Genomic DNA, 25521 nt, shown 5'->3' with positions numbered 1-25521 from the left:
CCCTTTAGGTCATGCTAAGATAAGTATGATGGTAAATATAGATATCACAATCAATACGGGCTACTTTCATTTCCCTGTACGACTTATGACCTATCAAACGATAAAAATTTACCATTCCTTAATAGCTACCCAATAAATTTTTCAACATGAAAGGAATTAGTTATGGATAATTGTATTTTTTGTAAAATCATCAGTGGAGAAATCCCTTCATCAAAAGTTTATGAAGATGATGAAGTATTAGCTTTTCTCGACATTACACAAACTACGACCGGGCACACCCTTCTTATTCCTAAAAAACATGTTCGAAATGTGTTAGAGATGGATGAAAAAACTGCACAGATAACCTTTGAACGCTTGCCTAAAGTGGCGCGTGCTGTCCAAGCTGCTACAAAAGCCAAAGGAATGAATATTATTAACAACAATGAGGAAATTGCTGGACAAACTGTTTTTCATGCACACGTCCACCTTGTTCCCCGCTTTGATGAATCAGACGGTATCAAAATTCACTACACTACTCATGAACCCGACTTTGAGGCACTTGCAAAATTAGCCAAAGAAATTAGAAAAGAGATTCAATTATGAAAATAGGTCGTTTAATTGCACTAGGTTTAGTTAGTTTAGGAGCGCTTGAACTTTACAAAAATAGAAAAACTATCAAGGATTCCTATCAAAATACAAAAAATGAGACAGATTCAGCTAAATTAAAATTAGAACGTATCAAAAATGATCTTGCTATTATTAGTCAGGAAAAAGAAAAAATCAGATTAATTTCTCAAGAACTCAATCATAAATTCCAAGTGTTTAATAAAGATATTCAACCTCGTTTAGAAGAAATTAATCAACGCATGGCTAAATATCAAGAGAAAGACGAATAAGCCGACGGTATAAAAATATCTACTCTAAATATAAAAAGAGCAAATAATGCTCTTTTTTATATTTTATGGATTAGTTTGACCTGGTACTGGTTGCGTTCCTGTGTTTGGATTAGGCGTTGCAGCCCCGTTATGATTATTGACACTTCCACTTGAATCAGCCTGACCTGTGTTAGTGTTACTGCTATAGTTACTAGCAGGAGTGCTACTATTATAGTAATTTTGATGAGTTGTTTGATTAGTCTCAGAACTATAAGTAGTATTACCACTGTAACTTGGTGGTGCTTCTGAATAAGGTGTTGTATTATAATTATTCTCTTGTGTTGATGAATAAGTAGAAGAATCATTACTAGCAGTAGTACCATAGTAATCTTCATATAGAATCGCGCTTGTCTTCAGAGTTTTACTACGCTTTTTATCCAGTTCTTTCTTAATTCTATTTTGAACTGCAAGTAGATGTTTCTTAGTTAAAATTTGATAAGAGCCACCATCTGATAAAGTAGCGTCTTCACCCTTCAACTGATAAGATTTAATATGTTCCAATGAATCTTTATAAGCTAACAAATTAGGAATCGTTTTTGATGATATCTCAATATTAGTTTGCATGTTATTACTTACTGCGGAAAGAATTTTTTTGTATGAACTAATACTATTTAACGCCAATATTTTTTTAAGGACTTTTTGAATTACTTCACGTTGTCTTTTTTGACGCCCATAATCTCCCTCTGGATCATCATAGCGCATACGAGAATAAACAAGTGCTTGTTCTCCATTTATTTTATGTGTCCCTGGTTCAACAACAGCCTTGTACTCTGGTTCATTGGCAGCAATTGATATTGGAAAGTCAAATTTATTAGTTACTGTTATACCACCAACAGCATTGACTAAATCAACTAATCCTTGCATATTAATTTGCATAAAGTAATCAACATTAATATCTAATAAGTCTTGAACAGTCATCAATGCCATTTCCGCACCACCAGAAGCATAGGCTGCATTTAGCTTTGCTTCTACTCCAGTCTGTCCATTATTTTTGGGACCACTCAATTTAATCAATACGTCACGTTCTAAGCTTGTCATCGTTGTTTTATTAGTTTTAGGATTTATAGTGACTAAGATCATAGAATCGCTATTTCCTGACCACTTAGATTTTCGATGCTCTGAACCTGTGTCCACACCCATTAATAGTATTGAAAACGGCTTTGTTTCTTCAATAGCATGACTTTTTGATTTAGCTAGCTTAAAATCTTTAAAAGTCTTAGACAATTCATTAGTCGAAAAATTATAAGCTGAGGCAACATAGACTCCCAATGCAATTACTGTTGTTAAAATAATTGCAGAAAACATTAAGGTTATTTTTTTCCAAATTTTCATGTATATTCCTAATCTATCAACTTACTCATTCTGTAAATGTCTAGAAATTCTCCATTTTCTCTTTTAATACCTCTTGTTTGAAGCCCATCTATTTCAAAACCGAATTTTTGGTAGAGGTGAATAGCACGTTCATTACGTCCTTGGACTGATAGTTCTAAGCGGCGTGTAATATCGTTATCTGACGCCCATTCTATTGCTTCTTCCATGAGAATATGACCAATACCATATCCCCAATAATCCTTCTGAACGGCAATAAAAAGATCCCCAACGTGTTCAATTTCAATATCAGACTGACTAATGATTGTTATCAAGCCGATCACTTTATTTTTTAATTTAGCAATCAAACAAATGCAATTTTTCGTCATTAAGGTATTTTCAATAAACGTTTCCATTTCTGACAAAGATAGTTGATTGCTCACCGTATGCAAAATAAAATCTGTTTCCTCAGTAACAGTATTTAAAAATTCAAGGATCGCAGATGCTTCCTCTCTCGAAGCTTCTATAAAATCAACAGCAAATTGTTTAGACATCTTGAATCGCCTCAATAATTTCTCTTGCGCGATGCCCATAAGCTTCTAACTGAACCTGACGTCCTTGATTGCTCCTCGTAATAACAATTTCTAAGTAGTTATTGATAAGGTTATCACTAAGCAACTCTCCCCATTCAATAACTGTTACTCCTTGACCAAACAAGAAGTCATCTAAGTCAATAGAATCAGGATCATCTCCAATACGATAAACATCCAAATGGTAAAGTGGTACACGCCCTTCATATTCTCTAACAATAGTGTAAGTTGGGCTCTTAATCATTTGTTTTATGTCTAATCCCTTTGCAATACCTTTTGTAAGAGTTGTTTTGCCTGCACCTAAATTACCAGTCAATAATACGATATCTCCTGACTTTAAAACAGTACCCAGTTTTTGCCCTAGGGCAATAAGCTCTTCTTCATTTTGAGTATAAAACATAGAGATATTATACCAGAAATATCTCTGTCTTCCAACAGTTTGCTGATTCTGACAGCCCCATAGCATATATTTCTTCACTTTTCTTAAGAAAAAAGGAAACCAGGCTACAAATCTGATTTCCTTTTATCTTATTTATCAAACTATAATATTACAAAATAGCCAAGCTGATAAAGTTTAGAATAAATAATATATCTAAAATCCACAGTACCACATGAATATCTTTTGCTTGTCCTTTGATGACTTTAGCTAGTGTATAGGTCAAGAAACCAGCTGCAATACCATAAGTAATGCTATAAGTAAACCCCATAAAAAGAGAAGTAAAGAAAGCTGGGATAGCTTCTGACATATCATCCCATTTGATATCTTTTAAATTTGAAAGCATCATAATACCAACAATAACCAATATTGGTGCAGTAGCTTGACTCGGAACGATAGATACTAGTGGACTAAAAAAACTAGATATAGCAAACAAACCAGCAACTACTAAGGCTGTCAATCCTGTACGACCACCAGCTCCGATTCCTGCTGCTGACTCAACATAGGTTGTAACGTTAGATGTTCCACAAATAGCACCAAAAGTTGTCCCAATTAAGTCTGAATAGAGTGCTTTGTCTAAACTCTTAGATTCATGATTATCACCAGTCGTTGCTAAGATACCAACTTTTTCTCCGGTACCAATGAGCGTTCCAATGGTATCAAAAATATCAGTCAGTGAAAAAGCAAGAATGGCCATTAATACACTTGGTAGACGTGAAGGATTAGAAAATAAAGAAATTAATCCTTTCTCTCCTAATGCAACTCCAAATACTTGCTTCAAATCTCTAAAAGAGGCCGAGAGGTTAGTTGCTTCCCAATTAATAGCATCTAACTTAACCACTCCCATTAAAATACCTAAGAGGGTCGTTGTTAATATCGATAGAATAATCCCTCCACGGATACCCTTTACAATAAAGAAGATGGTAATGCTTAAACCAATCAAAGATAATAAAATGGCTGGATTATCAAACGACACTAGCCCTGGCGTTGCTGAAGAATTTGCTGTAATAGTAGCCAATCCTTTCGCAGCACCCTTTCCAACAACATCATACGTCCCAGGATCAATTGAAAATTTCAAAAAACCAGCATTTTTAATCCCAACGTATGCTAAAAAAGTTCCGATTCCTGCTGTAATGGCTGATTTTAAAGTTGTTGGGATAGACTCAATAATCATCTTTCTAACTTTCGTTAAAGTAATAATCAGAGAAATCAAACCACAAATAAATACCATAGCTAAGGCTTCTTGCCATGTATATCCCAATGCAAAGACAACTGTATATGTAAAGAAAGCATTTAATCCCATCCCAGGAGCTTGTGCATAGGGAAGGTTAGCATAGAAAGCCATAACAGATGTAGCTACAACGGCACCAATAATCGTCGCTAAGAAAACTCCTTGTGCTGGCATCCCAGTCTGAGATAAAATAGCTGGATTTACAAACAAAATGTACGACATTGCAAAGAAAGTCGTTAGACCAGCAGTGATTTCAGTCCGAATTGTCGTCCCGTGTTCCTTTAGCTTAAAAAACTTTTCCATTTTAAAATCGGATTCTCCTTTATTTTTTGCTATTTTACACTTTTAAAAAAATTAATCGTTCTTATATTTACGAACGACTAATATATATTAACAAAAAATAATTCACTTTTCAAGCTTTTTCCCTGCAGAATAATCCATAAAAATAAGACACAATACCTGTAAAAATGTAAATCCTAAAATAAAGTGGAATGAATCCCTACTCGGAACCGCTAAAAGTTCGTTAATTACCACTTGTGGCTTCGTTAAGATATCCCATGAATTTAGACGGGCATAACGACCAATATGAATACCAAAACTTGAAACAAATGATACAATTCCAATAATTCCCCATCTTAAAAATATATTGCTAATTCTAAATTTACGCATAATCACAGAAAAACTTTCGATACCTGATAAAAAACCAAACAAGATACTAGATACATACAAGATATAAAGTATTAAATTTGTCTTATTATAAAGAACGTCTCCGACAAAATGCATATGAATGATATCCGTCAACATATAAAAGGTATTAGGATAGAAAAAAAACCAAGCAAGTGCAAAAAGACCGATAAGAATTTTTTTCTTAAATAAACTAGTAAGGTATGCAAAATCTAACGCTATTAGGGCTAGAGTCATATTCCAAATCAAATTTGGTCCCTGCAAATGATAATATTTAATCCCAAAAGAAATAACAATAAAAAATAGATGTATCGCAAATAGTTTTACTTTCATTCTAACCTCCAATTAATATCTCATTATACAACATATTATTAAATTAAGGTTAAATAAACTTCAAACCTAAAAGACTAACCCTGTTGTGGTTAGTCTTCCATTAATATTCCCCAAAGTAATAATTGTACTAAAAAAAGGCAAGACAAGGCTTTAAAATCAAGGTTAGCCATATTAGTCTGTATTCCATTAAAAAATGCTGACGGATTTAAAATGATTCCTTCTAAACCTAATGATCCTGATTTTTCTAAGCAAAAGGCAAAACTACTAAAAAGCATTACAGGTATAACAGTTGCTAATTGATACCTTTTACTAATATCATATGCATTTACCAATAGCTTCAAGCTTAGTAAAGCTGAAGAGATAATAAAAAGAATTGCAAGAAGGTATGCCATATATTGCATAAAGTGATTAGACTGCCAAATGTCTTTTGTTGACCACTCTAAGCTCACCAAACTAAGAAAAATCCCTAAACTCTGTGGGTAAAAAAATAAAAGACCTAAACTTGCTAAAAGACGAATAAAAATATTACGACTATAATAAGCAATGAATCCCATCTCTAACGACAAGACTGATGCCAATAGAATTACCATCAAATGATCAATTTTTACATGATAATACCATATCCCTAAAATACTGACTATGGCAAAAAGATGACTCCAAATTAACTTTTTCATAATCCACCAACTTCCATATTTCCACAGTTATTATATCATATTTCTACTGTCTCTTTTTATTGAAATCTATTTTTGATATAATGTCAGCATGACAAAGAAAATTATCGCCGTAGATTTAGACGGTACTCTATTACATAATAATAACACTATTTCTGACTACACCGCTGATACACTTCGAAAAGTTCAAGCTCAAGGACACAAAGTAATTATTACAACCGGACGCCCATACCGTATGGCACTCGCTCATTATTTACGCCTAGATTTAAAAACACCAATGATAAATTTTAATGGTGCTTTAACTCATATCCCCGAAAAAAAGTGGGCGTTTGAGCGTAGTGCAACGATTGATAAAAAATTACTCCTTGAAACCTTAAATTTATCAGATGCTATCCAAGCCGATTTTATTGCTAGCGAATACCGTAAAAATTTTTACATTACTATGGATAATCGTGATAAAATTAACCCACAATTATTCGGTGTCAATGAAATTACTGATAAAATGGCATTAGATGTTACTAAAATCACACGCAATCCAAATGCTCTATTGATGCAAACACGTCATAAAGATAAGTATGAGTTAGCTAAAGAGTTACGACAACATTTTAATCACGAACTAGAAGTAGATTCTTGGGGTGGTCCATTGAATATACTCGAATTTTCACCTAAAGGTGTTAACAAAGCTTATGCTCTCAAACATTTATTAAAATCACTCAATCTTTCACAAGAAAATTTGATTGCCTTTGGAGATGAACACAATGACACCGAGATGCTGGCCTTTGCACATACAGGATATGCTATGAAAAATGCTAATCCAACTCTACTTCCATATGCCGACCAACAAATCCAATGGACAAACGAAGAAGATGGTGTTGCTAAAACTCTAGAAAAATTATTATTGTAGTATTTTCAAAAACGATCTCTATTGAAACAGAATTCTAATAGAAATCGTTTTTTAGGTTTTCTACTATATTATTAACAAAAAAAGTTACCACTCTCTTCCCCTATTATAAAAGGTATTTGTGAAAAAAATATCTTTTTTTTTAATTTTTATTAGAAATAGTATTGATTTTTTCTGAAAACGTTTTAAAATATATCTGTTCTATAATTTCGTTGAAATGAAAAAGAATGGCCAATTTTACGATTGGAAGGAGATTATTCTTCTTTATGTCAACGAAAAAATTTTTTAAGGAGGAAGAACAAGAATGGGTATCGGTATTATTATTGCCAGCCATGGTAAATTTGCTGAAGGTATTCATCAATCAGGTTCAATGATCTTTGGTGAACAAGAAAAAGTTCAAGTTGTAACTTTCATGCCAAATGAAGGACCAGATGATTTGTATGGACACTTCAACAATGCTATCGCACAATTTGATGCTGATGATGAGGTGCTTGTGTTAGCTGACCTTTGGAGTGGGTCACCATTTAACCAAGCAAGCCGTGTTATGGGAGAAAATCCTGAACGTAAAATGGCTATCATCACTGGTCTCAATTTGCCAATGCTTATCCAAGCCTATACTGAGCGTATGATGGACGCTAATGCAGGTGTTGAACAAGTTGCCGCAAATATTATTAAAGAGTCTAAGGAAGGTATCAAAGCCCTTCCAGAAGAACTTAATCCTGTTGTAGAAGCTACTCCTGTAGCAGGTGTTCCTGCAGATGTTCCTGCGGAAGTTAAACAAAGTGGATCTATCCCTGAAGGAACTGTTATTGGAGATGGCAAGCTTAAAATTAATCTTGCTCGTATTGACACACGTCTTTTACATGGTCAAGTTGCAACTGCATGGACTCCAGCATCAAAAGCAAACCGTATTATCGTTGCTTCTGATGAAGTTTCTAAAGATGAACTTCGTAAACAATTGATTAAGCAAGCTGCTCCTGGAGGAGTCAAAGCAAACGTTGTCCCAATTAGTAAATTAATTGAAGTAGCTAAAGACCCACGTTTCGGAAACACACGTGCCTTGATCTTATTTGAAACTGTACAAGATGCACTCCGTGCAGTTGAAGGTGGTGTGGAAATCCCTGAATTGAACGTTGGTTCAATGGCTCACTCAACTGGTAAAACAATGGTAAACAACGTTCTTTCAATGGATAAAGACGATGTTGCTGCCTTTGAAAAATTACGTGACTTAGGTGTATCATTTGATGTACGTAAAGTACCAAATGACGCTAAAAAGAATTTGTTTGATTTAATCAACAAAGCAAACGTAAAATAACTTATTATCTCTGAAAACGAAAGGATATCAAAATGGCGGATATTTCAATTATCTCAATGATTTTGGTCGTTATCGTTGCCTTCTTTGCTGGTCTTGAAGGTATCCTCGACCAATTCCAAATCCATCAACCTCTTGTTGCTTGTACTTTAATCGGTCTTGTAACTGGTCACCTCGAAGCGGGTATTATTCTTGGTGGTAGTCTCCAAATGATTGCTCTTGCTTGGGCAAATATCGGAGCTGCCGTAGCACCAGACGCTGCACTTGCCTCTGTTGCTGCTGCTATTATTTTGGTTAAAAGTGGTGACTTCACTCAAAAAGGTATCAACTTTGCCTTCTCTACTGCTGTACCTCTAGCTATTGCTGGACTTTTCCTTACAATGATTGTTCGTACAATCTCAACTGCACTTGTTCACGCTGGTGACAAAGCTGCTTCTGAAGGAAACTTCGCAGCAATTGAACGTTTTCACTTTATCGCCCTCCTTCTCCAAGGATTACGTATTGCATTCCCAGCTGCGCTTCTTTTAGCTATTCCATCTTCTTCAGTACAAAGTATTCTTGAAGCAATGCCTGATTGGTTAAATGGTGGTATGCAAGTTGGTGGTGCCATGGTTGTTGCCGTTGGTTACGCTATGGTTATCAATATGATGGCTACTCGCGAAGTTTGGCCTTTCTTTGCTCTTGGATTTGCTCTAGCAGCTTTGAACCAGTTAACTCTTATTGCAATGGGTACTATTGGTGTTGCTATCGCCCTCATCTACATCAGTTTATCAAAAATGGGTGGAAGCAAAGGTACTTCTAACGCAGGTTCTAACGATCCTATCGGCGATATCTTAGAGGACTACTAGAAAGGAGCTAAACAATGACTGAACAAATTAAATTATCAAAATCAGATCGTCAAAAAGTTTGGTGGCGTTCACAATTCCTTCAAGGTTCTTGGAACTATGAGCGTATGCAAAATATGGGGTGGGCCTATGCTCTTATCCCAGCATTGAAAAAACTTTACACTACTAAAGAAGATCGTGCTGCTGCGCTTGAGCGCCATATGGAATTCTTTAACACACATCCATACGTTGCTGCTCCAATTATCGGTGTAACCCTTGCTCTTGAGGAAGAAAAAGCAAGCGGTACACCTGTCGAAGACAAAGCAATTCAAGGGGTTAAAATCGGTATGATGGGACCTCTTGCTGGTATTGGTGATCCAGTATTCTGGTTTACTGTACGTCCTATCTTAGGTGCTCTTGGTGCTTCACTTGCCTCTGCTGGTAATATCCTCGGACCAATCATCTTCTTTGTTGGTTGGAACCTCATTCGTATGTCATTCTTATGGTACACACAAGAGTTAGGTTACAAATCAGGTAAAGAAATTACTAAAGATATGTCTGGTGGTATCCTCCAAGATATTACTAAAGGTGCTTCAATCCTTGGTATGTTCATCCTTGCTGTCCTTGTTAAGCGTTGGGTAGCAATTAACTTTACTGTAGACCTTCCTAAAAAGACATTGTCAGAAGGGGCATACATCAATTTCCCTAAAGACCATGTTAGTGGACAACAATTGCATGATATCCTAGGACAAGTTCAGAGTGGCTTAAGCCTTGATAAAATGCAACCACAAACACTTCAAGGACAACTTGACTCACTTATTCCTGGTTTAGCTGGATTACTTCTTACATTCTTCTGTATGTGGTTACTTAAGAAGAAAGTATCACCAATTACAATTATCATCGGTTTGTTTATCGTTGGTATTCTAGCTCGCCTTGCAGGTGTGATGTAATAAAACTAAGAGATGGTTACAATAGTATTCCATCTCTTATATTTTATTACATAAAATCCACTTAGAGTCCCACTATTATGATATAATCAAACTACTATAAATTAAAAAGGGATTAGTCATGGCACAATCATTAAACAAAACTGTTGAATTTCAAACAACAGGAGTTTCGTATTTAGGTATGGGGAATAAAGTTGGAAAATTTTTAGTTGGTGACCAGGCATTAGAATTCTATAACGATAAAAATGTCAACGACTATATTCAAATTCCATGGACATCAATCAATCAAATTGGAGCTAATGTTAGTCGAAAAAAAATTAGTCGTCACTTTGAGGTCTTTACAGACCAAGGAAAATTTTTATTCGCCTCTAAAGACTCTGGAACGATATTAAAGCATGCGAGACGACATATTGGAGACGATAAAGTTGTTAAGCTTCCTACCCTCATCCAGACCATTTTAAAAATATTCAAGTTTAAAAAATAAGATAGACTATAGTCTATCTTATTTTTTAACTCTAATATTAATATGGGAACTTGTCATCAAACCATCTCAAAAAGTTAGAAAAATGGATTGCTTTAAATATTCGTAATCTAATACGTTCTACAATAAAAGCCAACAAATAAATTAAAATCCCTGCTCCTAAAATTAAAAATGGGTAAAGATAAATGGACTCATAAACAAACGTCTCTGCAAAATCTCTTACAAAATATTTTACTATTAGTGGGTGGAGATGACAGAGATAAACTCCCAAGGTTGAAGGGGCTAATACAACAATTATTTTCTTTAAGAATCCCGAGGGCTTAATGCTTGCTCTAGCAAATAATATAAACAAACTTACCGCCCCTAAAGTTAAAGTAGGCGAAACATACCAATACCAAATATCACCAACGCTAAACTTCATGGCATAAGTAGCAACCAATGATAATAGATAAATTATAAGTAAATATGACGTTTTAAATATATTTAAATCAATACGTTTCAAATAGGCACCAATAATATATAAAATCAGTAGCCAAGTCATTTCAAAACCCTTGCTCAATGAAAATTCTGGAACACGATTATTTAAAACAGCTGGTAAAATTGAAAAAATAATAAACATTAACAAAACCAATTGTTTTAATTGTTTATCAGTCAAGGCATTTAATCCATTATTAATAACAGGCATAAAAACCAATAGACCAAAGTAAGCAGTAATGTACCAATACTGCCCACTGACAATAGGGAAAAAAGCATCTCTCCAATTAAGCAAGGTCACTTCATGACCTGTGATTGCAAAAAGTGCTGTTATTGTAAAGGTGTAGAAAAAAACCTGTGCCCAGATAGACAGTAATTTTGAGTAACGATAACGCGAATTAATTCCCACATAACCACTTATTAGTGCGTAACAGTTAACGGCCCCATAAACTAAGACTTGGATAATCCACGTTACTATAAAATAGGAGTCTGCGTGTCCCTCAACCGAAGATCTCAGACCACCTTTTCCAAGAACATGCGTAATAACAATCATGAACATGGAAATAATCCTTAAAAGGTCTAAGCCGTAATGACGACCTGATTGTTTAATACTTGTATACTTTTCCATAATCATATTTTAGCATAGCTATTTCACTAAAACAAAGAGCAGGCTTATAAAGTTAAGGTTTACATTTTACTTATTTTTGGATATAATAACCTTAACGGATAAGTAGTATAATAGTTCTTTTCAGAGAGTCTGCGGTCGTTGCGAGCAGATAAGATTGTTTTATGAAATTCTACCGTGTTCCATTTATGGGAAATAATTTAATCAATCAATCAAGTGCACTTCTGTGAAGCTGGATGGAACCGCGCCTTTGCGCTCCAGCATGACAGGGTGTTTTTTAGTATAAAGGAGATTCCTATATGTTAGACTTAAAACGTATTCGTACAGATTTTGATGTTGTCGCTAAAAAATTGGCCACGCGTGGTGTTGACCAAGAAACATTAACAACCCTTAAAGAACTTGATATAAAACGCCGTGAACTACTTATCAAAGCTGAAGAGGCGAAAGCGCAACGTAATGTTGCTTCTGCTGCCATTGCTCAAGCAAAACGAAATAAAGAGAATGCAGACGAGCAAATCGCAGCTATGCAAACACTTTCCGCTGATATCAAAGCAATTGATGCGGAATTGGCAGATGTGGATGCTAATTTACAATCAATGGTGACCGTACTTCCTAATACACCAGCTGATGATGTGCCGCTTGGAGCAGACGAGGATGAAAATGTTGAAGTTCGTCGCTGGGGAACTCCTCGTGAATTTGATTTTGAGACCAAAGCTCACTGGGATTTAGGTGAAAGCCTTGGAATTCTCGATTGGGAACGTGGTGCAAAAGTTACTGGCTCTCGCTTCCTCTTCTACAAAGGTCTAGGTGCTCGTTTAGAGCGTGCTATCTACAGCTTCATGCTGGATGAACACGCTAAGGAGGGGTACACTGAAGTGATCCCTCCTTATATGGTTAACCACGATTCAATGTTCGGTACGGGACAATATCCAAAGTTCAAGGAAGATACTTTCGAATTAGCAGATAGCCCATTCGTACTTATCCCAACAGCTGAAGTTCCTTTAACAAACTATTATCGTGATGAAATTATCGATGGGAAAGAATTACCTATATACTTTACTGCCATGAGTCCATCATTCCGTTCAGAAGCAGGCTCTGCAGGACGTGACACACGTGGATTAATTCGCCTTCATCAATTCCATAAAGTAGAAATGGTGAAATTTGCCAAGCCTGAGGAATCATACCAAGAATTAGAAAAAATGACAGCAAATGCTGAAAATATTCTTCAAAAACTTAATCTCCCATACCGTGTCATTACCTTGTGTACAGGAGATATGGGATTCTCAGCAGCTAAAACGTATGACTTAGAGGTATGGATTCCCGCTCAAAATACTTATCGAGAAATTTCTTCATGTTCTAATACTGAAGATTTCCAAGCACGTCGTGCTCAAATTCGTTACCGTGACGAAGTTGATGGCAAAGTTAGGTTGCTTCATACTTTAAATGGTTCAGGACTTGCAGTTGGACGTACTGTAGCAGCAATCCTCGAAAATTATCAAAATGAAGATGGTTCTGTGACTATCCCAGAAGTTCTTCGTCCATATATGGGTAATATCGATATTATTAAACCAAATTAGGCACTCTAAAATGAGTTGGTATACCAACTCATTTTTTCTATGAACTTAGCTAATAGTTTGACAAACTTGATAGTAAGGTAACACTTTCTCAAAGCCTTCTAACAATCGTTGCAGAATATTTTCTAAGCTCTGGTTTTCAGTCAAAAGAACGTCATATTTTACCAATACTTTCCTTACCTTCCCTGACTTAATTTCTTGCATTAAACGTTGACGATTTTCCTCATTGCCTTCTTCTCGATGAGTTTCACCTTGCCTTTGGACCATAAAATACAATGGAGAGGCAATCGGAATCGATAACACTCTAGCCTGCTTCTCGAGTGTCTTATCAGATTTTTGCCTCTCTACAAAGCTTACCTCAAGGCTAACCCCAAAACTATCTTTTACACCATAAACCCTTAGCGCAACAGCCACATCATCTAATTGGTCTGTATCCTTTCGATAATAAACCCAAAAATGTGGACGCCCTACTTGAGCTTGATTAGCCCAATTACTCACTCTTTGCATTTTAAAGCCATCCATACGTTGTTCTAAGGCTCTTGATAACTCTGTAAAGCTATTCCTAGCAAGTTGGCCCTTTGCCTTAAAAGTTTGCATATCGTCCTTTAAAGGGCCTGCCTTCTCAGGCATAATATACTTCATTGATTGGAATTCTAAATAATCATTTAATTCTTGATACATTCTTTTTCTCCATGTAAACAATAGTTAAGTTTTCACGATTATATATATCTATACATACTTTCAAGTTCTTTTAAAGTATTTCTAGCGAAGCCTCGTTGCTAGAAACAAGGTCTAATCGCAATTATAACTAACCAAGCTTTACTTTCTTCATCACTTAATGGAACTCTTTAAAAACCAATCTTTTCATAGCCTTCTAAAATCTAATAATAGCTATTTTTTCTAGAAAATTTCTCTTCAATAACAGATAGAGTCTCAAGTTAAGGAGAGCCTAAATAATGGTACTTAGAATAAAGTGTTCGAAATGACTCTTTCTGAAAATTTTGGATTAGACTACAATCTAAAAATTGGCTAATGCTAGTGTCATTGATATATCTCCTTTTTATCAATTATAACAAAATATGAAACTATAACTATGATAATACCTTGAAAAACTAAATATAGGCTGAGTAAATAACTCAGCCTTTTTCTATTAATATTTTCTAAAACGTTGGTAACGTTGTTCCAATAAATCCTCAAGAGATAATTGTGAGAGCACTTCTAACTCTGAAATTAAACTTGTCTTAATCATATCGACAATCTCACTTGAAAAATAACCATGTTCAGGGATTACTTTGTCTACAACTTCCATATGGTAAAGTTCTCCAGCAGTCATCTTCATTAATTGTGCTGCTTCTGTTGTTCTTGTACCATCTTTCCATAAAATAGAGGCAAAGCCCTCAGGACTTAAAATAGAATAAACAGTATGTTCCAACATCCAAACCTTATCGGCAACAGCTAAAGCTAATGCTCCTCCAGAACCCCCTTCACCAATAATAATAGCTATAATAGGGACTTTTAAATCACTCATTTCTAAGAGGTTTCTAGCAATTGCTTCACCCTGACCTCGCTCCTCAGCACCTACCCCAGGATATGCTCCAGCAGTATTGATGAAGGTTATAACAGGTCTTCCAAACTTCTCAGCTTGTTTCATTAAACGTAAAGCCTTACGATAACCTTCAGGATGTGGTTGACCAAAATGACGGTCTAAATTATCTTGAAGGTTCTTACCTTTTTGAATACCGACAATCGTCACAGGACGCCCTGCCAAGTACCCCAAACCTCCTATAATTGATTTGTCATCTGCGAACTGGCGATCACCATGAAGTTCCATAAAATTATCAAAAATCAATTCAGCGTAGTCAAGAGCAGTTAGCCTCCCTTGATCACGCGCATCTTTTAAAATTCTTGTCACATCATTATTCATGACCAACCTCATTTCCATGGAAAGCAATTAGTTGAGCAATGCAGTCGCGTAATTCTGTTCGATTTATAATAGCATCGACAAAACCATGTTCTAACAAAAACTCTGCCTTTTGAAAGCCTTCAGGTAAATCTTCTCTCACTGTTGTTTCGATAACACGACGACCAGCAAAACCAACCAACGCTTGTGGCTCAGCCAGAATAATATCACCTTCCATAGCAAAACTCGCAGTAACGCCGCCGGTTGTTGGGTCTGTTAAAATTGTTAAATAAAACAATCCCTGGTTAGAATGGCGTTTAACTGCTGCCGATACTTTTGCCATTTGCATCAAACTCATAATACCTTCTTGCATTCTGGCGCCCCCTGACGCTGTAAAAATAACAATAGGTAATTTCTTTTCAGTTGCTAGCTCAAATAATCTTGTCAACTTTTCGCCTACGACCGTTCCCATAGACGCCATTATAAAATGAGAATCCATAATAGCTAAGGCCGTAGTTTGTCCTTTTATTTTAGCTAAACCTGTCACCACCGCTTCATCTAAGTTAGTCTTTTGACGTGTAGCAGCCAGTTTTTCACGGTAGTTTGGAAAATTCAAAGGATCCTTAGTTTCAATTCCTGTAAATAATTCCTCAAAACTATCTTCGTCAACTGTTAGCAACAGACGTTCTTGCGCTGAAATTCTAAAGTTGTAAGAACAAGCTGGACAAATCTTTGCTAATCCTAAATCTTTCTGATAAATCATATGTTTACAAGAAGGACACTTAGCAAAGAGTTCATCAGGAACCTCAGGAAGACTACGTTTATCAGAAGACCCTAATGCTTTGTTTGGACTAATACGGATATATTTATCCTTTTTACTAAATAAAGCCATCTTCCCTCCTATTGATTGTTACCATAATACCTTGGTAAAAAGTCTTCCATCAGGAATGAAGTATCATAATCCCCAGCCAAGACTTTTTTATCAGAAATGAGATCCATTTGAAATTCTGTATTTGTTACAATACCATCAATTTCAAGCTCATATAAGGCACGTTGCATTTTCATAAGTGCATCAAAACGATTTTCTCCGTGAACAATTACTTTCGCAATCATACTATCGTAATAAGGAGGAATAGTGTAGCCTGTGTAAACCGCTGAATCGACACGTAAGCCCATACCGCCAGCAGGTAGATGTAACCCATTAATGGTACCTGGACATGGCGCAAAATTAAATTGTGGATTCTCTGCGTTAATACGACATTCAATCGCATGACCAGTTAACTTAATATCATTTTGAGAAACTGATAAAGGAATTCCAGCAGCGATACGAATCTGCTCTTTAACGATGTCAACACCCGTTACAAATTCTGTAACAGGGTGTTCTACTTGAACACGAGTATTCATTTCCATGAAATAGAACTGTCCGCTATTCTCATCTAACAAAAACTCAATTGTTCCTGCATTTTCATAAGATACAGCCTCAGCTGCACGAACAGCTGCTTCACCAATTTGTTGACGCAGAGTGTTACCTATTGCCACAGACGGACTTTCTTCCAATACCTTCTGATTGTTACGCTGCAGAGAACAATCACGTTCTCCTAGGTGAACTATCTTACCAAAGCTATCTCCAAGTATTTGTACTTCAATATGTCTAGCTGGGTATATAACTTTTTCAATATACATAGCACCATTACCGAACGCAGCCAAAGCCTCCTGTGAAGCAGACTCAAAAGCAGGCTTCAATTCATCTGCTGATTTGACCTTCCTAATTCCTTTTCCACCGCCACCGGCTGAGGCTTTTAACATCAATGGATAGCCGATTTCCTCAGCAATTGATACAGCTTCTTCTACACTTGTAACTTGACCATCTGATCCTGGGATAACCGGAACATCAGCTTTTATCATCTCTGTACGAGCATTGATTTTATCACCCATTTTATCCATAACTTCTCCAGATGGACCAATGAATTTTAAGTTCATCTCTTCACACATAGTAGCAAATTTAGAATTTTCACTCAAAAACCCAAAACCTGGATGAACAGCTTCCGCTCCAGTCACAATAGCAGCAGATAATATAGCATTAACGTTTAAATAAGATTCTGCTGATTTGGCTGGTCCAACACAAATAGCTTCATCTGCTAAAATTGTGTGCAATGATTCCTTGTCAGCCTCCGAATAGATAGCAACTGTCGAAATTCCCATTTCACGGGCTGCACGAATGATACGTACTGCAATTTCTCCGCGATTAGCAATCAATATTTTCTTAAACATTTTTGATGCTTCTCTCCCTCTAAATTCAATACTATCTTCAATTGCCTATTGCAAATGTTAACGTTCCACTGGCAGCTAATTTCCCATCAACTTCTGCTATTGCTTCAACAACGGCTATAGTTCCTCTACGTTTGACAAACTTAGCAGTCATAACTAATTGATCTCCTGGAACAACTTGCTTTTTAAATTTCACTTTATCCATACCTGCATAAAAAACAAGCTTTCCTTTGTTTTCTTCTTTAGATAATTCTAAAACACCTGCAGTTTGAGCCAAAGCTTCCATAATTAAAACGCCTGGCATTACAGGATATTCTGGAAAATGACCATTGAAAAAAGGCTCATTGATACTAACATTTTTGATAGCGATTATCTCATCTTCTGATACCTCTAAAACACGATCCACTAATAACATTGGATAGCGGTGAGGTAAAGCCTCACGAATTTCTTTTATATCAATCATTTGATTCGTACCAATCCTTTACCAAATTCAATAACTTCTTCATTGGCTACAAGAATTTCAGTAACTACACCATCATGGGGGGCAGGCACTTCATTCATCACCTTCATTGCCTCAATAATCATCAAAGTTTGTCCCTTCTTCACGCTATCACCTACTGAAACAAAGTTAGGTTTATCTGGTCCAGAAGCTAAATAAGCAACCCCAACTAAAGGACTTTCGACAACGTCACCTTCTGCAACAGTCACAGTCGACTCTGGGATTTCTGAAACTACTTCAGTAGCTTGTTTCGTTTGCTCACCTGCTTCATTAGAGACAGGAGTTGCTATAGTTGGAGTCGCTTCAGGTTGATGACTCATAGGAGACATAGTTGGGACAAGTGGAGCTTTTCCCTCATTTTTACTAAAAGACAGCTCACCGTCACTTGTTTTGAATGAAAATTCTCTCAGACTTGACTCATCAAATTGAGTCATTAAATCCTTAATCTCTTGAATATCCAATTTAATCCTCCCAGCGTTTGAAGGCCAGAACTGCATTGTGTCCTCCAAAACCAAATGTATTTGAAATGGCATAACGAATATCAGCGTCTTGCCCTTGACCAAAAATAACATTCGCTGTAATATCTTCTGATAATTCTGTCGTTCCAGCAGTCATTGGAACATAACTATGACATATCGCTTCAATAGTTGCAATTGCCTCAACAGCTCCCGCGGCACCCAAAAGATGACCAGTAAAAGATTTAGTCGAAGAAACTGGAACGTCTGTCCCGAGTGCAGCAACAATAGCTTGACTCTCTCCTTTTTCGTTAGCAGGTGTTGAAGTTCCATGAGCATTTACATAGTTAACTTCTTCAGGTTTAATATTAGCTTCAACCAGTGCAAGTTGAATAGCTTTAGTGGCTCCTAAACCTTCTGGATGTGGTGAAGTCATATGATATGCGTCACAAGTGTTACCATAACCAACAACTTCTGCAAGAATAGTAGCTCCTCGTTTTTCAGCGTGTTCTAAACTTTCTAAGACCAACATTCCAGAACCTTCTCCCATGATAAATCCATTGCGATCTTTATCAAATGGAATAGATGCTCTTGATGGATCTTCAGTTGTTGATAATGCTGTAAGACTTTGGAATCCAGCAATGGCAAATTTTGTAATAGCAGCTTCTGCACCACCGACTACCATAATATCTTGAATACCAAATTTTATATTACGGAAAGCATCTCCAATAGCATCATTAGAAGAAGCACAAGCTGTATTAATTGATTTACATACACCATGAGCGCCTAACCTCATCGCAACATTTCCAGCTGCCATATTTGGTAGAGCTTTTGGAAGCGTCATTGGTTTTACGCGTTTTGGCCCTTTTTCATGAAGACGAATCACTTGTTCTTCAATCTCTTGAATCCCTCCAATACCTGATGCAACGATGACACCAAATCGATCTGCATCAATTTCATCTAAATTTAAATTAGCATGTTGAATAGCTTCACTTGAAGCATATAAGGCATAAAGGGAATACATATCAAATCTGTTCAGATCTTTTTTGACAAAATATTTATCAAATGGAAAATCATGAATTTCAGCAGCATTTTTGACCATGAAATCACTTGAATCAAATTTAGTGATAGGTCCAATACCAACATTTCCTTCTTTAAGACTATTCCAAAATTCTTCTGGTGTGTTTCCAATAGGTGAGGTTACACCGTAACCTGTTACTACTACTCGCTGTAATGTCATATTATTTCCTCTTTATCATTGCATCGTCATACCGCCATCAATGGCAATAACTTGTCCTGTAAGGTATTCTTGTTCTGCTAAGAAAGACGCTACCTGCGCTACTTCTTTACCTTTTCCAATACGTTTCATTGGAATTTGAGCTAAAATAGCTTCTTGCATTTTTTCTGGGATAACATCTGTCATATCAGATTCGATAAAGCCTGGAGCAATGGCATTGACACGAATGCCTCGTGCTGCTACTTCTCTGGCAACTGATTTTGTAAAGCCAATTAAACCTGCTTTAGAGGCTGCGTAATTAGCTTGCCCTACATTTCCAGTTAATCCAACGACGCTAGAGATATTAATAATAGCACCTTGACGCGCTTTTGTCATCGGTTTCAAGACTGATTGTGTCATATTAAATGCACCTGTTAAATTAATTTTAAGAACGCTCTCAAAATCTTCAACAGTCATTTTAAGCATCAATTTATCATTAGTAATACCAGCGTTGTTAACGAGCACATCCACGCTACCTAGACTTGCAATAGCTTCTTTAATCATGCGATTAGCATCTTCAAAAGAAGAAACATCTCCTGAAATAGCAATAACTTTTACACCATAATCAGCAAATTCAGCTATTAAGTCTTCTGATATTTCAGAACGTCCATTTAAAACAATATTAGCACCTAATTGTGCAAATTGATGGGCAATTGCAAGGCCGATTCCTCTACTTGAACCCGTAATAAAAATGTTCTTATCTTTTAATTGCATATTTTCCCCTAGTTTAATTCCTTAAGATTATTAAATCCAATTTTATCTTCAACAGAATGTACTGATAATGAGCTATCTATTTTTTTCAAGAAACCTGAGAGTACCTTCCCTGGACCAATTTCAACAACCTGTGTCATTCCCATTTTTTTCATGGTTTCAATAGACTCATCAAAGCGTACAGGTTCCATAACTTGGCGTGCCAATAAAGATTTGATATCGTCTTTTTTCATTATCTGCGCCTCTGTATTTCCAATTACAGGGATTTCAGAAACTGAAAAATGAACTTTATCTAAAACATCGCTCAATTTCTGACTTGCAGGTTTCAATAAAGCAGTGTGAAAAGGACCTGAAACATTCAGAGGAATTAAACGTTTTACTCCTTGTTGTTTTAATTCTTCTACAGCTGCATTTACAGCGATTGACTCTCCCCCTATAACAATTTGCTTTGGAGTATTATAATTTGCAGGACTAACAATACCAAACTGAGAAGCCTTCTTACAAGCATCTTCAATTATTTGACGATCAGCATTTAAAACTGCTACCATTTTGCCACTACCAGCAGGTGCTGCTGCTTCCATTAGTTGGCCTCGTCTAGCAACAAGTACTACAGCATCTTCAAATCTTATAGCACCTGAAGCAACTAAAGCACTGTATTCTCCCAAAGAAAGTCCTGCAACCATATCTGGTCTAAGTTCAATTTCTTTAAGAATTAAACGATAAATAGCAGTCGAAGTCGTTAGAATAGCTGGTTGCGTATATTTCGTCTGATTTAATTTGTCTAAGTCTTTATCAATCAATTCTCTCAAATCATATCCTAAAACATGACTTGCCTTATCAAAAGTTTCTTTAACAATCGGGAAAGTTTCATATAAATCTCTAGCCATTCCTAACTTTTGAGCACCTTGACCAGCAAATAGAAATGCAACTTTATTCATAGTGTCTCCTTATTTGTATTTATAAATCTGACCAGCGGCTTGCCTCAGAAAGAATAACTTGACGCGCTCCTGAATAAATATCTTCAAGAATCTCTTGACAAGTCTCTTCTGATTTAATTAATCCTGCAATTTGTCCTGCCATAACTGAACCATTAATAACATCCCCATCAACAACTGCATTGCGAAGAGCTCCCGCTCCTAATTCTTCAATCTCATTGATTGAAATACGGCCAGCTAAATAATCTTTTTCTGCTTGGCTATAGGTTGTTACTAGTTTATTTTTTAAGGCACGAACTGGATGACCTACTACCTGAGCAGAAACAGCAGTGTCGATATCTTTTGCTTTTAAGATTTTTGCTTTGTAATTAGGGTGAGCATTAGATTCTTTAGCAACAACAAAACGAGTTCCTACCTGAACAGCATCAGCTCCTAACATGAAACCCGCAGCAGCCCCACGCCCATCTGCTATACCACCTGCGGCAATGACTGGAATTGTAACAGCATCAACAACCTGTCGCACTAATGTCATCGTGGTCAGTTTTCCGATGTGACCACCCGCTTCCATTCCTTCTGTAATGATAGCATCAGCCCCTAATTTCTCCATACGTTTTGCTAATGCAACACTAGGAACAACAGGGATTACTGTTATACCTGCTTCATGAAAGCGCTCCATGTACTTACCAGGATTACCTGCACCCGTCGTTACAACTTTTACACCTTCTTCAATAACCAAATCAACAATATCATCTACAAAAGGTGATAAAAGCATAATATTCACACCAAAGGGTTTATCAGTCATAGATTTTATTTTATCAATATTTGCTTTGACAACCTCTTTAGGGGCATTTCCTCCACCAATAATACCTAGACCACCTGCCTTAGAAACTGCTCCTGCAAGATCTCCATCAGCGACCCACGCCATACCCCCTTGAAAAATTGGATATTTTATATTTAGTAATTCTGTTATACGTGTTTTCATTTTTCTTTCCTAAAATTAATAATTTGACAATCAAACTATATTGATAAGAAGAAGAGTGAGTACCGATCAACGATTGATTGAATACTCACTCTAATAAGTGATTTGGTAAGAATATCTTTTATTATCACTTGCTTCTTTTTTTCTTACGACTTAATTATTTTACTTTTTCTTCAACATAAGCAACTAAATCACCAACAGTATTTAGTCCTTCTTCTGTCTCAATTTGGATATCAAATGCATCTTCAATTTCTGAAATCACTTGGAAAACATCAAGCGAATCAGCATCAAGATCGTCAAAAGTAGTGTTCAACGTTACTTCTTCTGCATCTTTACCAAGTTCTTCAACAATAATTTCTTGTACTTTTTCAAATACTGCCATTTTTAGCTCCTTAAATTTTAAATAATCTTTTATAAATGTGCTATGCACTATATATAACTAAATTTTAACAATTAGACTTCCCCATGTCAAACCTCCACCGAAACCCGATAAGAGGATTGTTTGGTTACCATCTAGTTTCAACAAACCGTTCTCATAAGATTCTGAAAGTAAAATAGGGATACTAGCTGCACTAGTATTACCATAATCCATCATATTCTCTGGAAATTTATCACGTGCTATATCAATTTTTCGAGACATCTTATCTAAAATCCTTCGATTCGCTTGGTGTAAGAAAAGATAATCAATATCTTCTTTTTCCAAATAAGATGTTTCTATAAGATGATTGATACTTTTTGAAACTTCTTTGATAGCAAAATCAAAGATTGCTCTACCATCCATTTTCAAAAATTTATCATCAAGTACTTCATCTGAGAAAGGTGAATTTAACCCGACTTGACTGGATTGAAGTCCCTGACGACTACCATCTGTATTGAGAGACTCTGCAAGAAAATGTTTTTCCTTAGAAGCTTCTAGCAAGACACCTCCAGCTCCATCTCCAAATAAAACTGCTGTCCCTCTATCAGTCCAGTCTAATACTTTAGAAACAGTTTCTGCTCCTATTACTAAACCTTTTTGATAGCTACCTGATGATATCAATTTTTCGGCGGTAGACAAGGCAAAAACAAAACCACTACATGCTGCACTCAAGTCAAAGGCAAAAGCATTACTCGCTCCAATATGAGCTTGCACTCTTGCAGCAGTAGAAGGCATCATAGAGTCTGGTGTCATCGTTGCAACAATAATAAAGTCAATTTGACTAGCGGAATAACCGGATTTTTCAATAAGTTGTTCTGCGACCTTATTTGCCAAATCAGCTGTTGTTTCATTTTTACTAATATGACGTTGTTTTATACCAGTACGTGACGAAATCCAGTCATCACTGGTATCCATGATTAATGATAAATCCTCATTTTTAATAATTTGAGAAGGTGCATAATGTGCAAGTTGACTAATTTTAGCAAAAACCACTAGACTAAGTCCTCCAAAAATTTATGAAGATTCCCTAAAGCGCTCGTCAACATTTTTATGTCTTCTTCACCTAGGTCTTCAATAATATGAGATACCATAGATTTATGAAATTTACTATGCAATCGATCTAATAACCTACCTCTCTTAGTCAGACTCAAGTGAACAACTCGACGATCAATACTTGACCGTTTACGCTCAATGTAGCCTTTTTTTTCTAACTTATTAAGGCTGGTTGTTACAGTTCCCAAAGTTAACATTAATTCTCGAGCGACATCGCTAGGAGTTACCTCAGAATGTTTCCCAATAATTTCAATAGTATGCATTTCTTTTAAAGATACATCGCTAAATTGGCTAGTCTTTAAACTCATTTCCTCAATAATCATGATTCTATTAAAAATGTCAACTAAATAACTATTAATCTGATCGTATTCCAAGATATCACCACCTCACATTAAACTTTGATAATCAAATTATATCAAAGTTCAAACTTATTTGCAAGACTTTAATCTTAAATAATTTGATTTTCAAACTATTTGCCTAAAAAATTAGGACGCCTTCTATCAGCGTGTGCCCGAACACCTTCTTTAAAATCTTGCTTAAAGGCTAATGATTCTTGCAGTTGTAATTCAAGCTTTTTATATTGTTCCCAATCTTTAAAAGCAGCTTCCCAAGCTAATGATTTTATGGCTTGATATGAGTTTATAGAATGTCTACTTAAACGCTTTAATAGTTGATCCTTAATTTTACCTATTTTATCTGATTCACAAAGTTTATAAACAATTCCCAAAGCTTCAGCTTTTTCAGCAGATAAGCTTTCTCCAGTTAAAGCTAGTTGCACTGCACGAGTTATACCGATTGATTTACTAAGTAACAATAAACCTCCTGCATCTGGAGCTAAACCGACACCCACAAAAGCCTGGATAAATTTACTCTTCTTGCTTGCGATAACAAAATCAGCTGCTAATGCAATATTAGCTGCGGCACCAGCTACAGCCCCATCTACACACATAACAACAGGTTTCTCTAGCTGTAGTAAATCATACGATATCTGATTAACTAACTCAGCAATTTTAGTTAATGAGCTAATATCATCGCTCTCAACAGCAGCTTTCATCACTTTTAAATCTCCTCCGATTGAAAAGATTGGTCCTTGTGCTTCAATCACTAAAAACATGACATCTTTATTTTCAGACACAAGCTTTATTGCATCAATAATTTCTTGACACATTGGGATGTTAAAACCATTTGAAATATCTGGTCGATTAAGCATAATAGTGGCCACGTTGCCATCAATACCATATATTATATTTTCGAACTTCAAAATGTCTCCTCTCTTTAAGAGTGAAAGAAAAATAAAAAATAATTTGATTATCAAATTATCATGCTTTGTATTTTATCATAAACCTAGCTTTCATGGCAAGATAAAAAATAAAAAAACGGAATTAAACTTCCCGTTTTTAATAGTTATCTAATTTCACAAAAAATTGACTCAGATCGCTCACTAATACATTAGCCTGCGACTGATTCATTCCAAAGTATTTATCTTCAATAGCCCACACATCAATACCGGCTGCAATACCAGCTGTAATCCCCTTCTCACTGTCTTCTACAATAAGAATTTGCTGTTTAGGAATATCTAAAAGTTCTGCTGCTCTATTATAAATAGCTGGATTAGGTTTACTTTCTGAAAATTCCTCACCAGACAGAATTACCTTAAAATATGTATCCAGATTAAAACTTTCTAATGCTAACATGATATCATGTCTAGTAGAACTTGAAGCT

General features: G+C 36.0%; 30 protein-coding genes (1 of these 30 only partly in view). 8 read left to right on the top strand and 22 right to left on the bottom strand.

Annotated elements, in window-relative coordinates; all coding sequences use genetic code 11:
• Positions 1-162: 162 nt before the first annotated feature.
• Positions 163-582: an HIT family protein gene (locus QOR44_RS02070; RefSeq protein ID WP_000368097.1), complete on the top strand. Its 420-nt coding sequence runs from the start codon at positions 163-165 to the stop codon at positions 580-582.
• A complete protein-coding gene (locus QOR44_RS02065) occupies positions 579-875 on the top strand; it encodes a hypothetical protein (RefSeq protein WP_000690175.1) in 297 nt (98 codons plus the stop codon). Before QOR44_RS02070 ends, QOR44_RS02065 begins: the two co-directional genes overlap by 4 nt.
• Positions 876-938: 63 nt before the next feature.
• Here the strand turns inward: QOR44_RS02065 and lytR are convergent, their stop codons facing one another.
• The 6 genes from lytR to QOR44_RS02035 all read right to left on the bottom strand — a co-directional run bounded on the left by lytR (position 939) and on the right by QOR44_RS02035 (position 6170).
• The gene (lytR, locus tag QOR44_RS02060; protein ID WP_000708156.1) at positions 939-2246 is read right to left on the bottom strand and encodes a glycopolymer--peptidoglycan transferase LytR; all 1308 of its coding nucleotides are present in this window, start codon (positions 2244-2246) and stop codon (positions 939-941) included.
• An 8-nt stretch (positions 2247-2254) separates the two neighbouring features.
• Positions 2255-2776: a GNAT family N-acetyltransferase gene (locus tag QOR44_RS02055; RefSeq protein WP_000043146.1), complete on the bottom strand. Its 522-nt coding sequence runs from the start codon at positions 2774-2776 to the stop codon at positions 2255-2257.
• On the bottom strand, positions 2769-3212 hold the full coding sequence (gene tsaE, locus QOR44_RS02050) for a tRNA (adenosine(37)-N6)-threonylcarbamoyltransferase complex ATPase subunit type 1 TsaE (RefSeq protein ID WP_000500161.1): 444 nt from the start codon (positions 3210-3212) through the stop codon (positions 2769-2771). The genes QOR44_RS02055 and tsaE overlap by 8 nt, the downstream gene beginning before the upstream one ends.
• 148 nt (positions 3213-3360) lie before the next feature.
• Positions 3361-4782 carry an NCS2 family permease gene (locus QOR44_RS02045; protein ID WP_000410400.1) on the bottom strand — a complete coding sequence of 474 codons (1422 nt, stop codon included), beginning with the start codon at positions 4780-4782 and terminating at the stop codon, positions 3361-3363.
• Positions 4783-4884: 102 nt separating this feature from the next.
• Complete coding sequence (locus QOR44_RS02040; RefSeq protein ID WP_000865226.1) at positions 4885-5496, bottom strand: DUF1361 domain-containing protein; 612 nt, start codon at positions 5494-5496, stop codon at positions 4885-4887.
• An 89-nt stretch (positions 5497-5585) separates the two neighbouring features.
• Complete coding sequence (locus QOR44_RS02035) at positions 5586-6170, bottom strand: hypothetical protein (protein WP_000734042.1); 585 nt, start codon at positions 6168-6170, stop codon at positions 5586-5588.
• A gap of 88 nt (positions 6171-6258) precedes the next feature.
• Between QOR44_RS02035 and QOR44_RS02030 the strand changes: the two genes are divergently transcribed.
• The 5 genes from QOR44_RS02030 to QOR44_RS02010 all read left to right on the top strand — a co-directional run bounded on the left by QOR44_RS02030 (position 6259) and on the right by QOR44_RS02010 (position 10635).
• Entirely contained in the window at positions 6259-7071 is an 813-nt protein-coding gene (locus tag QOR44_RS02030) for a Cof-type HAD-IIB family hydrolase (protein WP_000162326.1), read from the top strand.
• A gap of 301 nt (positions 7072-7372) precedes the next feature.
• The gene (locus tag QOR44_RS02025) at positions 7373-8383 is read left to right on the top strand and encodes a PTS sugar transporter subunit IIB (RefSeq protein ID WP_000511103.1); all 1011 of its coding nucleotides are present in this window, start codon (positions 7373-7375) and stop codon (positions 8381-8383) included.
• Between the two features lie 32 nt (positions 8384-8415).
• Entirely contained in the window at positions 8416-9228 is an 813-nt protein-coding gene (locus QOR44_RS02020; protein ID WP_000763690.1) for a PTS mannose/fructose/sorbose transporter subunit IIC, read from the top strand.
• Between the two features lie 14 nt (positions 9229-9242).
• A complete protein-coding gene (locus QOR44_RS02015; RefSeq protein ID WP_000139227.1) occupies positions 9243-10154 on the top strand; it encodes a PTS system mannose/fructose/sorbose family transporter subunit IID in 912 nt (303 codons plus the stop codon).
• A gap of 118 nt (positions 10155-10272) precedes the next feature.
• Positions 10273-10635 (top strand): DUF956 family protein, encoded by a 363-nt coding sequence (locus tag QOR44_RS02010; protein ID WP_000079341.1) that lies wholly within the window; start codon positions 10273-10275, stop codon positions 10633-10635.
• A 37-nt stretch (positions 10636-10672) separates the two neighbouring features.
• On the opposite strand, the gene QOR44_RS02005 is transcribed toward QOR44_RS02010, so the two are convergent.
• Positions 10673-11734: an acyltransferase gene (locus QOR44_RS02005; protein ID WP_000417629.1), complete on the bottom strand. Its 1062-nt coding sequence runs from the start codon at positions 11732-11734 to the stop codon at positions 10673-10675.
• A 296-nt stretch (positions 11735-12030) separates the two neighbouring features.
• On the opposite strand from QOR44_RS02005, the gene serS reads away from it, so the two are divergent.
• Positions 12031-13308 (top strand): serine--tRNA ligase, encoded by a 1278-nt coding sequence (gene serS / locus QOR44_RS02000; RefSeq protein ID WP_000886193.1) that lies wholly within the window; start codon positions 12031-12033, stop codon positions 13306-13308.
• A 45-nt stretch (positions 13309-13353) separates the two neighbouring features.
• Here the strand turns inward: serS and QOR44_RS01995 are convergent, their stop codons facing one another.
• The 15 genes from QOR44_RS01995 to QOR44_RS01925 form a co-directional block, all read right to left on the bottom strand.
• Positions 13354-13986, bottom strand: a complete 633-nt coding sequence (locus tag QOR44_RS01995; protein WP_000284171.1) for an HI_0552 family protein — start codon at positions 13984-13986, stop codon at positions 13354-13356.
• A gap of 469 nt (positions 13987-14455) precedes the next feature.
• The gene (locus QOR44_RS01990) at positions 14456-15229 is read right to left on the bottom strand and encodes an acetyl-CoA carboxylase carboxyl transferase subunit alpha (RefSeq protein ID WP_001058274.1); all 774 of its coding nucleotides are present in this window, start codon (positions 15227-15229) and stop codon (positions 14456-14458) included.
• Positions 15222-16097 carry an acetyl-CoA carboxylase, carboxyltransferase subunit beta gene (accD, locus tag QOR44_RS01985; protein ID WP_001173385.1) on the bottom strand — a complete coding sequence of 292 codons (876 nt, stop codon included), beginning with the start codon at positions 16095-16097 and terminating at the stop codon, positions 15222-15224. Before accD ends, QOR44_RS01990 begins: the two co-directional genes overlap by 8 nt.
• 8 nt (positions 16098-16105) lie before the next feature.
• Complete coding sequence (gene accC / locus QOR44_RS01980) at positions 16106-17476, bottom strand: acetyl-CoA carboxylase biotin carboxylase subunit (protein WP_000473511.1); 1371 nt, start codon at positions 17474-17476, stop codon at positions 16106-16108.
• Positions 17477-17513: 37 nt separating this feature from the next.
• Entirely contained in the window at positions 17514-17936 is a 423-nt protein-coding gene (gene fabZ, locus QOR44_RS01975) for a 3-hydroxyacyl-ACP dehydratase FabZ (protein ID WP_000565429.1), read from the bottom strand.
• Positions 17933-18433 carry an acetyl-CoA carboxylase biotin carboxyl carrier protein gene (accB, locus tag QOR44_RS01970; protein ID WP_000354298.1) on the bottom strand — a complete coding sequence of 167 codons (501 nt, stop codon included), beginning with the start codon at positions 18431-18433 and terminating at the stop codon, positions 17933-17935. Before accB ends, fabZ begins: the two co-directional genes overlap by 4 nt.
• 1 nt (position 18434) lies before the next feature.
• Positions 18435-19667 (bottom strand): beta-ketoacyl-ACP synthase II, encoded by a 1233-nt coding sequence (gene fabF, locus QOR44_RS01965; RefSeq protein ID WP_000175069.1) that lies wholly within the window; start codon positions 19665-19667, stop codon positions 18435-18437.
• A gap of 15 nt (positions 19668-19682) precedes the next feature.
• On the bottom strand, positions 19683-20417 hold the full coding sequence (gene fabG / locus QOR44_RS01960) for a 3-oxoacyl-[acyl-carrier-protein] reductase (RefSeq protein ID WP_001176108.1): 735 nt from the start codon (positions 20415-20417) through the stop codon (positions 19683-19685).
• 8 nt (positions 20418-20425) lie between these two features.
• Positions 20426-21352 (bottom strand): ACP S-malonyltransferase, encoded by a 927-nt coding sequence (fabD, locus tag QOR44_RS01955; protein ID WP_001044779.1) that lies wholly within the window; start codon positions 21350-21352, stop codon positions 20426-20428.
• 19 nt (positions 21353-21371) lie between these two features.
• Entirely contained in the window at positions 21372-22331 is a 960-nt protein-coding gene (fabK, locus tag QOR44_RS01950; RefSeq protein ID WP_000857467.1) for an enoyl-[acyl-carrier-protein] reductase FabK, read from the bottom strand.
• 154 nt (positions 22332-22485) lie between these two features.
• A complete protein-coding gene (locus tag QOR44_RS01945) occupies positions 22486-22710 on the bottom strand; it encodes an acyl carrier protein (RefSeq protein ID WP_000257836.1) in 225 nt (74 codons plus the stop codon).
• 57 nt (positions 22711-22767) lie between these two features.
• Entirely contained in the window at positions 22768-23739 is a 972-nt protein-coding gene (locus QOR44_RS01940) for a beta-ketoacyl-ACP synthase III (protein ID WP_000230695.1), read from the bottom strand.
• The gene (gene fabT / locus QOR44_RS01935) at positions 23739-24173 is read right to left on the bottom strand and encodes a fatty acid biosynthesis transcriptional regulator FabT (protein ID WP_000455488.1); all 435 of its coding nucleotides are present in this window, start codon (positions 24171-24173) and stop codon (positions 23739-23741) included. The genes QOR44_RS01940 and fabT overlap by 1 nt, the downstream gene beginning before the upstream one ends.
• Positions 24174-24268: 95 nt before the next feature.
• Entirely contained in the window at positions 24269-25060 is a 792-nt protein-coding gene (locus QOR44_RS01930; protein WP_000667362.1) for an enoyl-CoA hydratase, read from the bottom strand.
• A gap of 136 nt (positions 25061-25196) precedes the next feature.
• Positions 25197-25521 carry the final stretch of an HAD family hydrolase gene (locus QOR44_RS01925; protein ID WP_000335411.1) on the bottom strand. It continues 326 nt past the right edge of the window, so 325 of the gene's 651 nt are visible here — the last part of the coding sequence; its start codon lies beyond the right edge, outside the window; its stop codon occupies positions 25197-25199.

It is taken from the genome of Streptococcus agalactiae (genome assembly GCF_949788565.1).
GTDB classification, from domain to species: domain Bacteria; phylum Bacillota; class Bacilli; order Lactobacillales; family Streptococcaceae; genus Streptococcus; species Streptococcus agalactiae.
The sequence above is the reverse complement of the archived record's forward strand: the minus strand, read 5'-3'. Positions and strand labels throughout refer to the sequence as shown.

Coding starts and splice junctions, on each gene's coding strand:
- QOR44_RS02015 (WP_000139227.1), top strand. CDS start 9,243: ATGACTGAACAAATTAAATTATCAAAATCAGATCGTCAAAAAGTTTGG.
- accD (WP_001173385.1), bottom strand. CDS start 16,097: ATGGCTTTATTTAGTAAAAAGGATAAATATATCCGTATTAGTCCAAAC.
- QOR44_RS01995 (WP_000284171.1), bottom strand. CDS start 13,986: ATGTATCAAGAATTAAATGATTATTTAGAATTCCAATCAATGAAGTAT.
- fabF (WP_000175069.1), bottom strand. CDS start 19,667: ATGACATTACAGCGAGTAGTAGTAACAGGTTACGGTGTAACCTCACCT.
- QOR44_RS02020 (WP_000763690.1), top strand. CDS start 8,416: ATGGCGGATATTTCAATTATCTCAATGATTTTGGTCGTTATCGTTGCC.
- accC (WP_000473511.1), bottom strand. CDS start 17,476: ATGTTTAAGAAAATATTGATTGCTAATCGCGGAGAAATTGCAGTACGT.
- QOR44_RS02025 (WP_000511103.1), top strand. CDS start 7,373: ATGGGTATCGGTATTATTATTGCCAGCCATGGTAAATTTGCTGAAGGT.
- QOR44_RS01990 (WP_001058274.1), bottom strand. CDS start 15,229: ATGAATAATGATGTGACAAGAATTTTAAAAGATGCGCGTGATCAAGGG.
- QOR44_RS02010 (WP_000079341.1), top strand. CDS start 10,273: ATGGCACAATCATTAAACAAAACTGTTGAATTTCAAACAACAGGAGTT.
- QOR44_RS02070 (WP_000368097.1), top strand. CDS start 163: ATGGATAATTGTATTTTTTGTAAAATCATCAGTGGAGAAATCCCTTCA.
- fabD (WP_001044779.1), bottom strand. CDS start 21,352: ATGAATAAAGTTGCATTTCTATTTGCTGGTCAAGGTGCTCAAAAGTTA.
- QOR44_RS02055 (WP_000043146.1), bottom strand. CDS start 2,776: ATGTCTAAACAATTTGCTGTTGATTTTATAGAAGCTTCGAGAGAGGAA.
- QOR44_RS02065 (WP_000690175.1), top strand. CDS start 579: ATGAAAATAGGTCGTTTAATTGCACTAGGTTTAGTTAGTTTAGGAGCG.
- serS (WP_000886193.1), top strand. CDS start 12,031: ATGTTAGACTTAAAACGTATTCGTACAGATTTTGATGTTGTCGCTAAA.
- QOR44_RS02035 (WP_000734042.1), bottom strand. CDS start 6,170: ATGAAAAAGTTAATTTGGAGTCATCTTTTTGCCATAGTCAGTATTTTA.
- QOR44_RS02045 (WP_000410400.1), bottom strand. CDS start 4,782: ATGGAAAAGTTTTTTAAGCTAAAGGAACACGGGACGACAATTCGGACT.
- QOR44_RS02005 (WP_000417629.1), bottom strand. CDS start 11,734: ATGGAAAAGTATACAAGTATTAAACAATCAGGTCGTCATTACGGCTTA.
- fabK (WP_000857467.1), bottom strand. CDS start 22,331: ATGAAAACACGTATAACAGAATTACTAAATATAAAATATCCAATTTTT.
- QOR44_RS01945 (WP_000257836.1), bottom strand. CDS start 22,710: ATGGCAGTATTTGAAAAAGTACAAGAAATTATTGTTGAAGAACTTGGT.
- lytR (WP_000708156.1), bottom strand. CDS start 2,246: ATGAAAATTTGGAAAAAAATAACCTTAATGTTTTCTGCAATTATTTTA.
- QOR44_RS02030 (WP_000162326.1), top strand. CDS start 6,259: ATGACAAAGAAAATTATCGCCGTAGATTTAGACGGTACTCTATTACAT.
- fabG (WP_001176108.1), bottom strand. CDS start 20,417: ATGCAATTAAAAGATAAGAACATTTTTATTACGGGTTCAAGTAGAGGA.
- fabZ (WP_000565429.1), bottom strand. CDS start 17,936: ATGATTGATATAAAAGAAATTCGTGAGGCTTTACCTCACCGCTATCCA.
- QOR44_RS02040 (WP_000865226.1), bottom strand. CDS start 5,496: ATGAAAGTAAAACTATTTGCGATACATCTATTTTTTATTGTTATTTCT.
- tsaE (WP_000500161.1), bottom strand. CDS start 3,212: ATGTTTTATACTCAAAATGAAGAAGAGCTTATTGCCCTAGGGCAAAAA.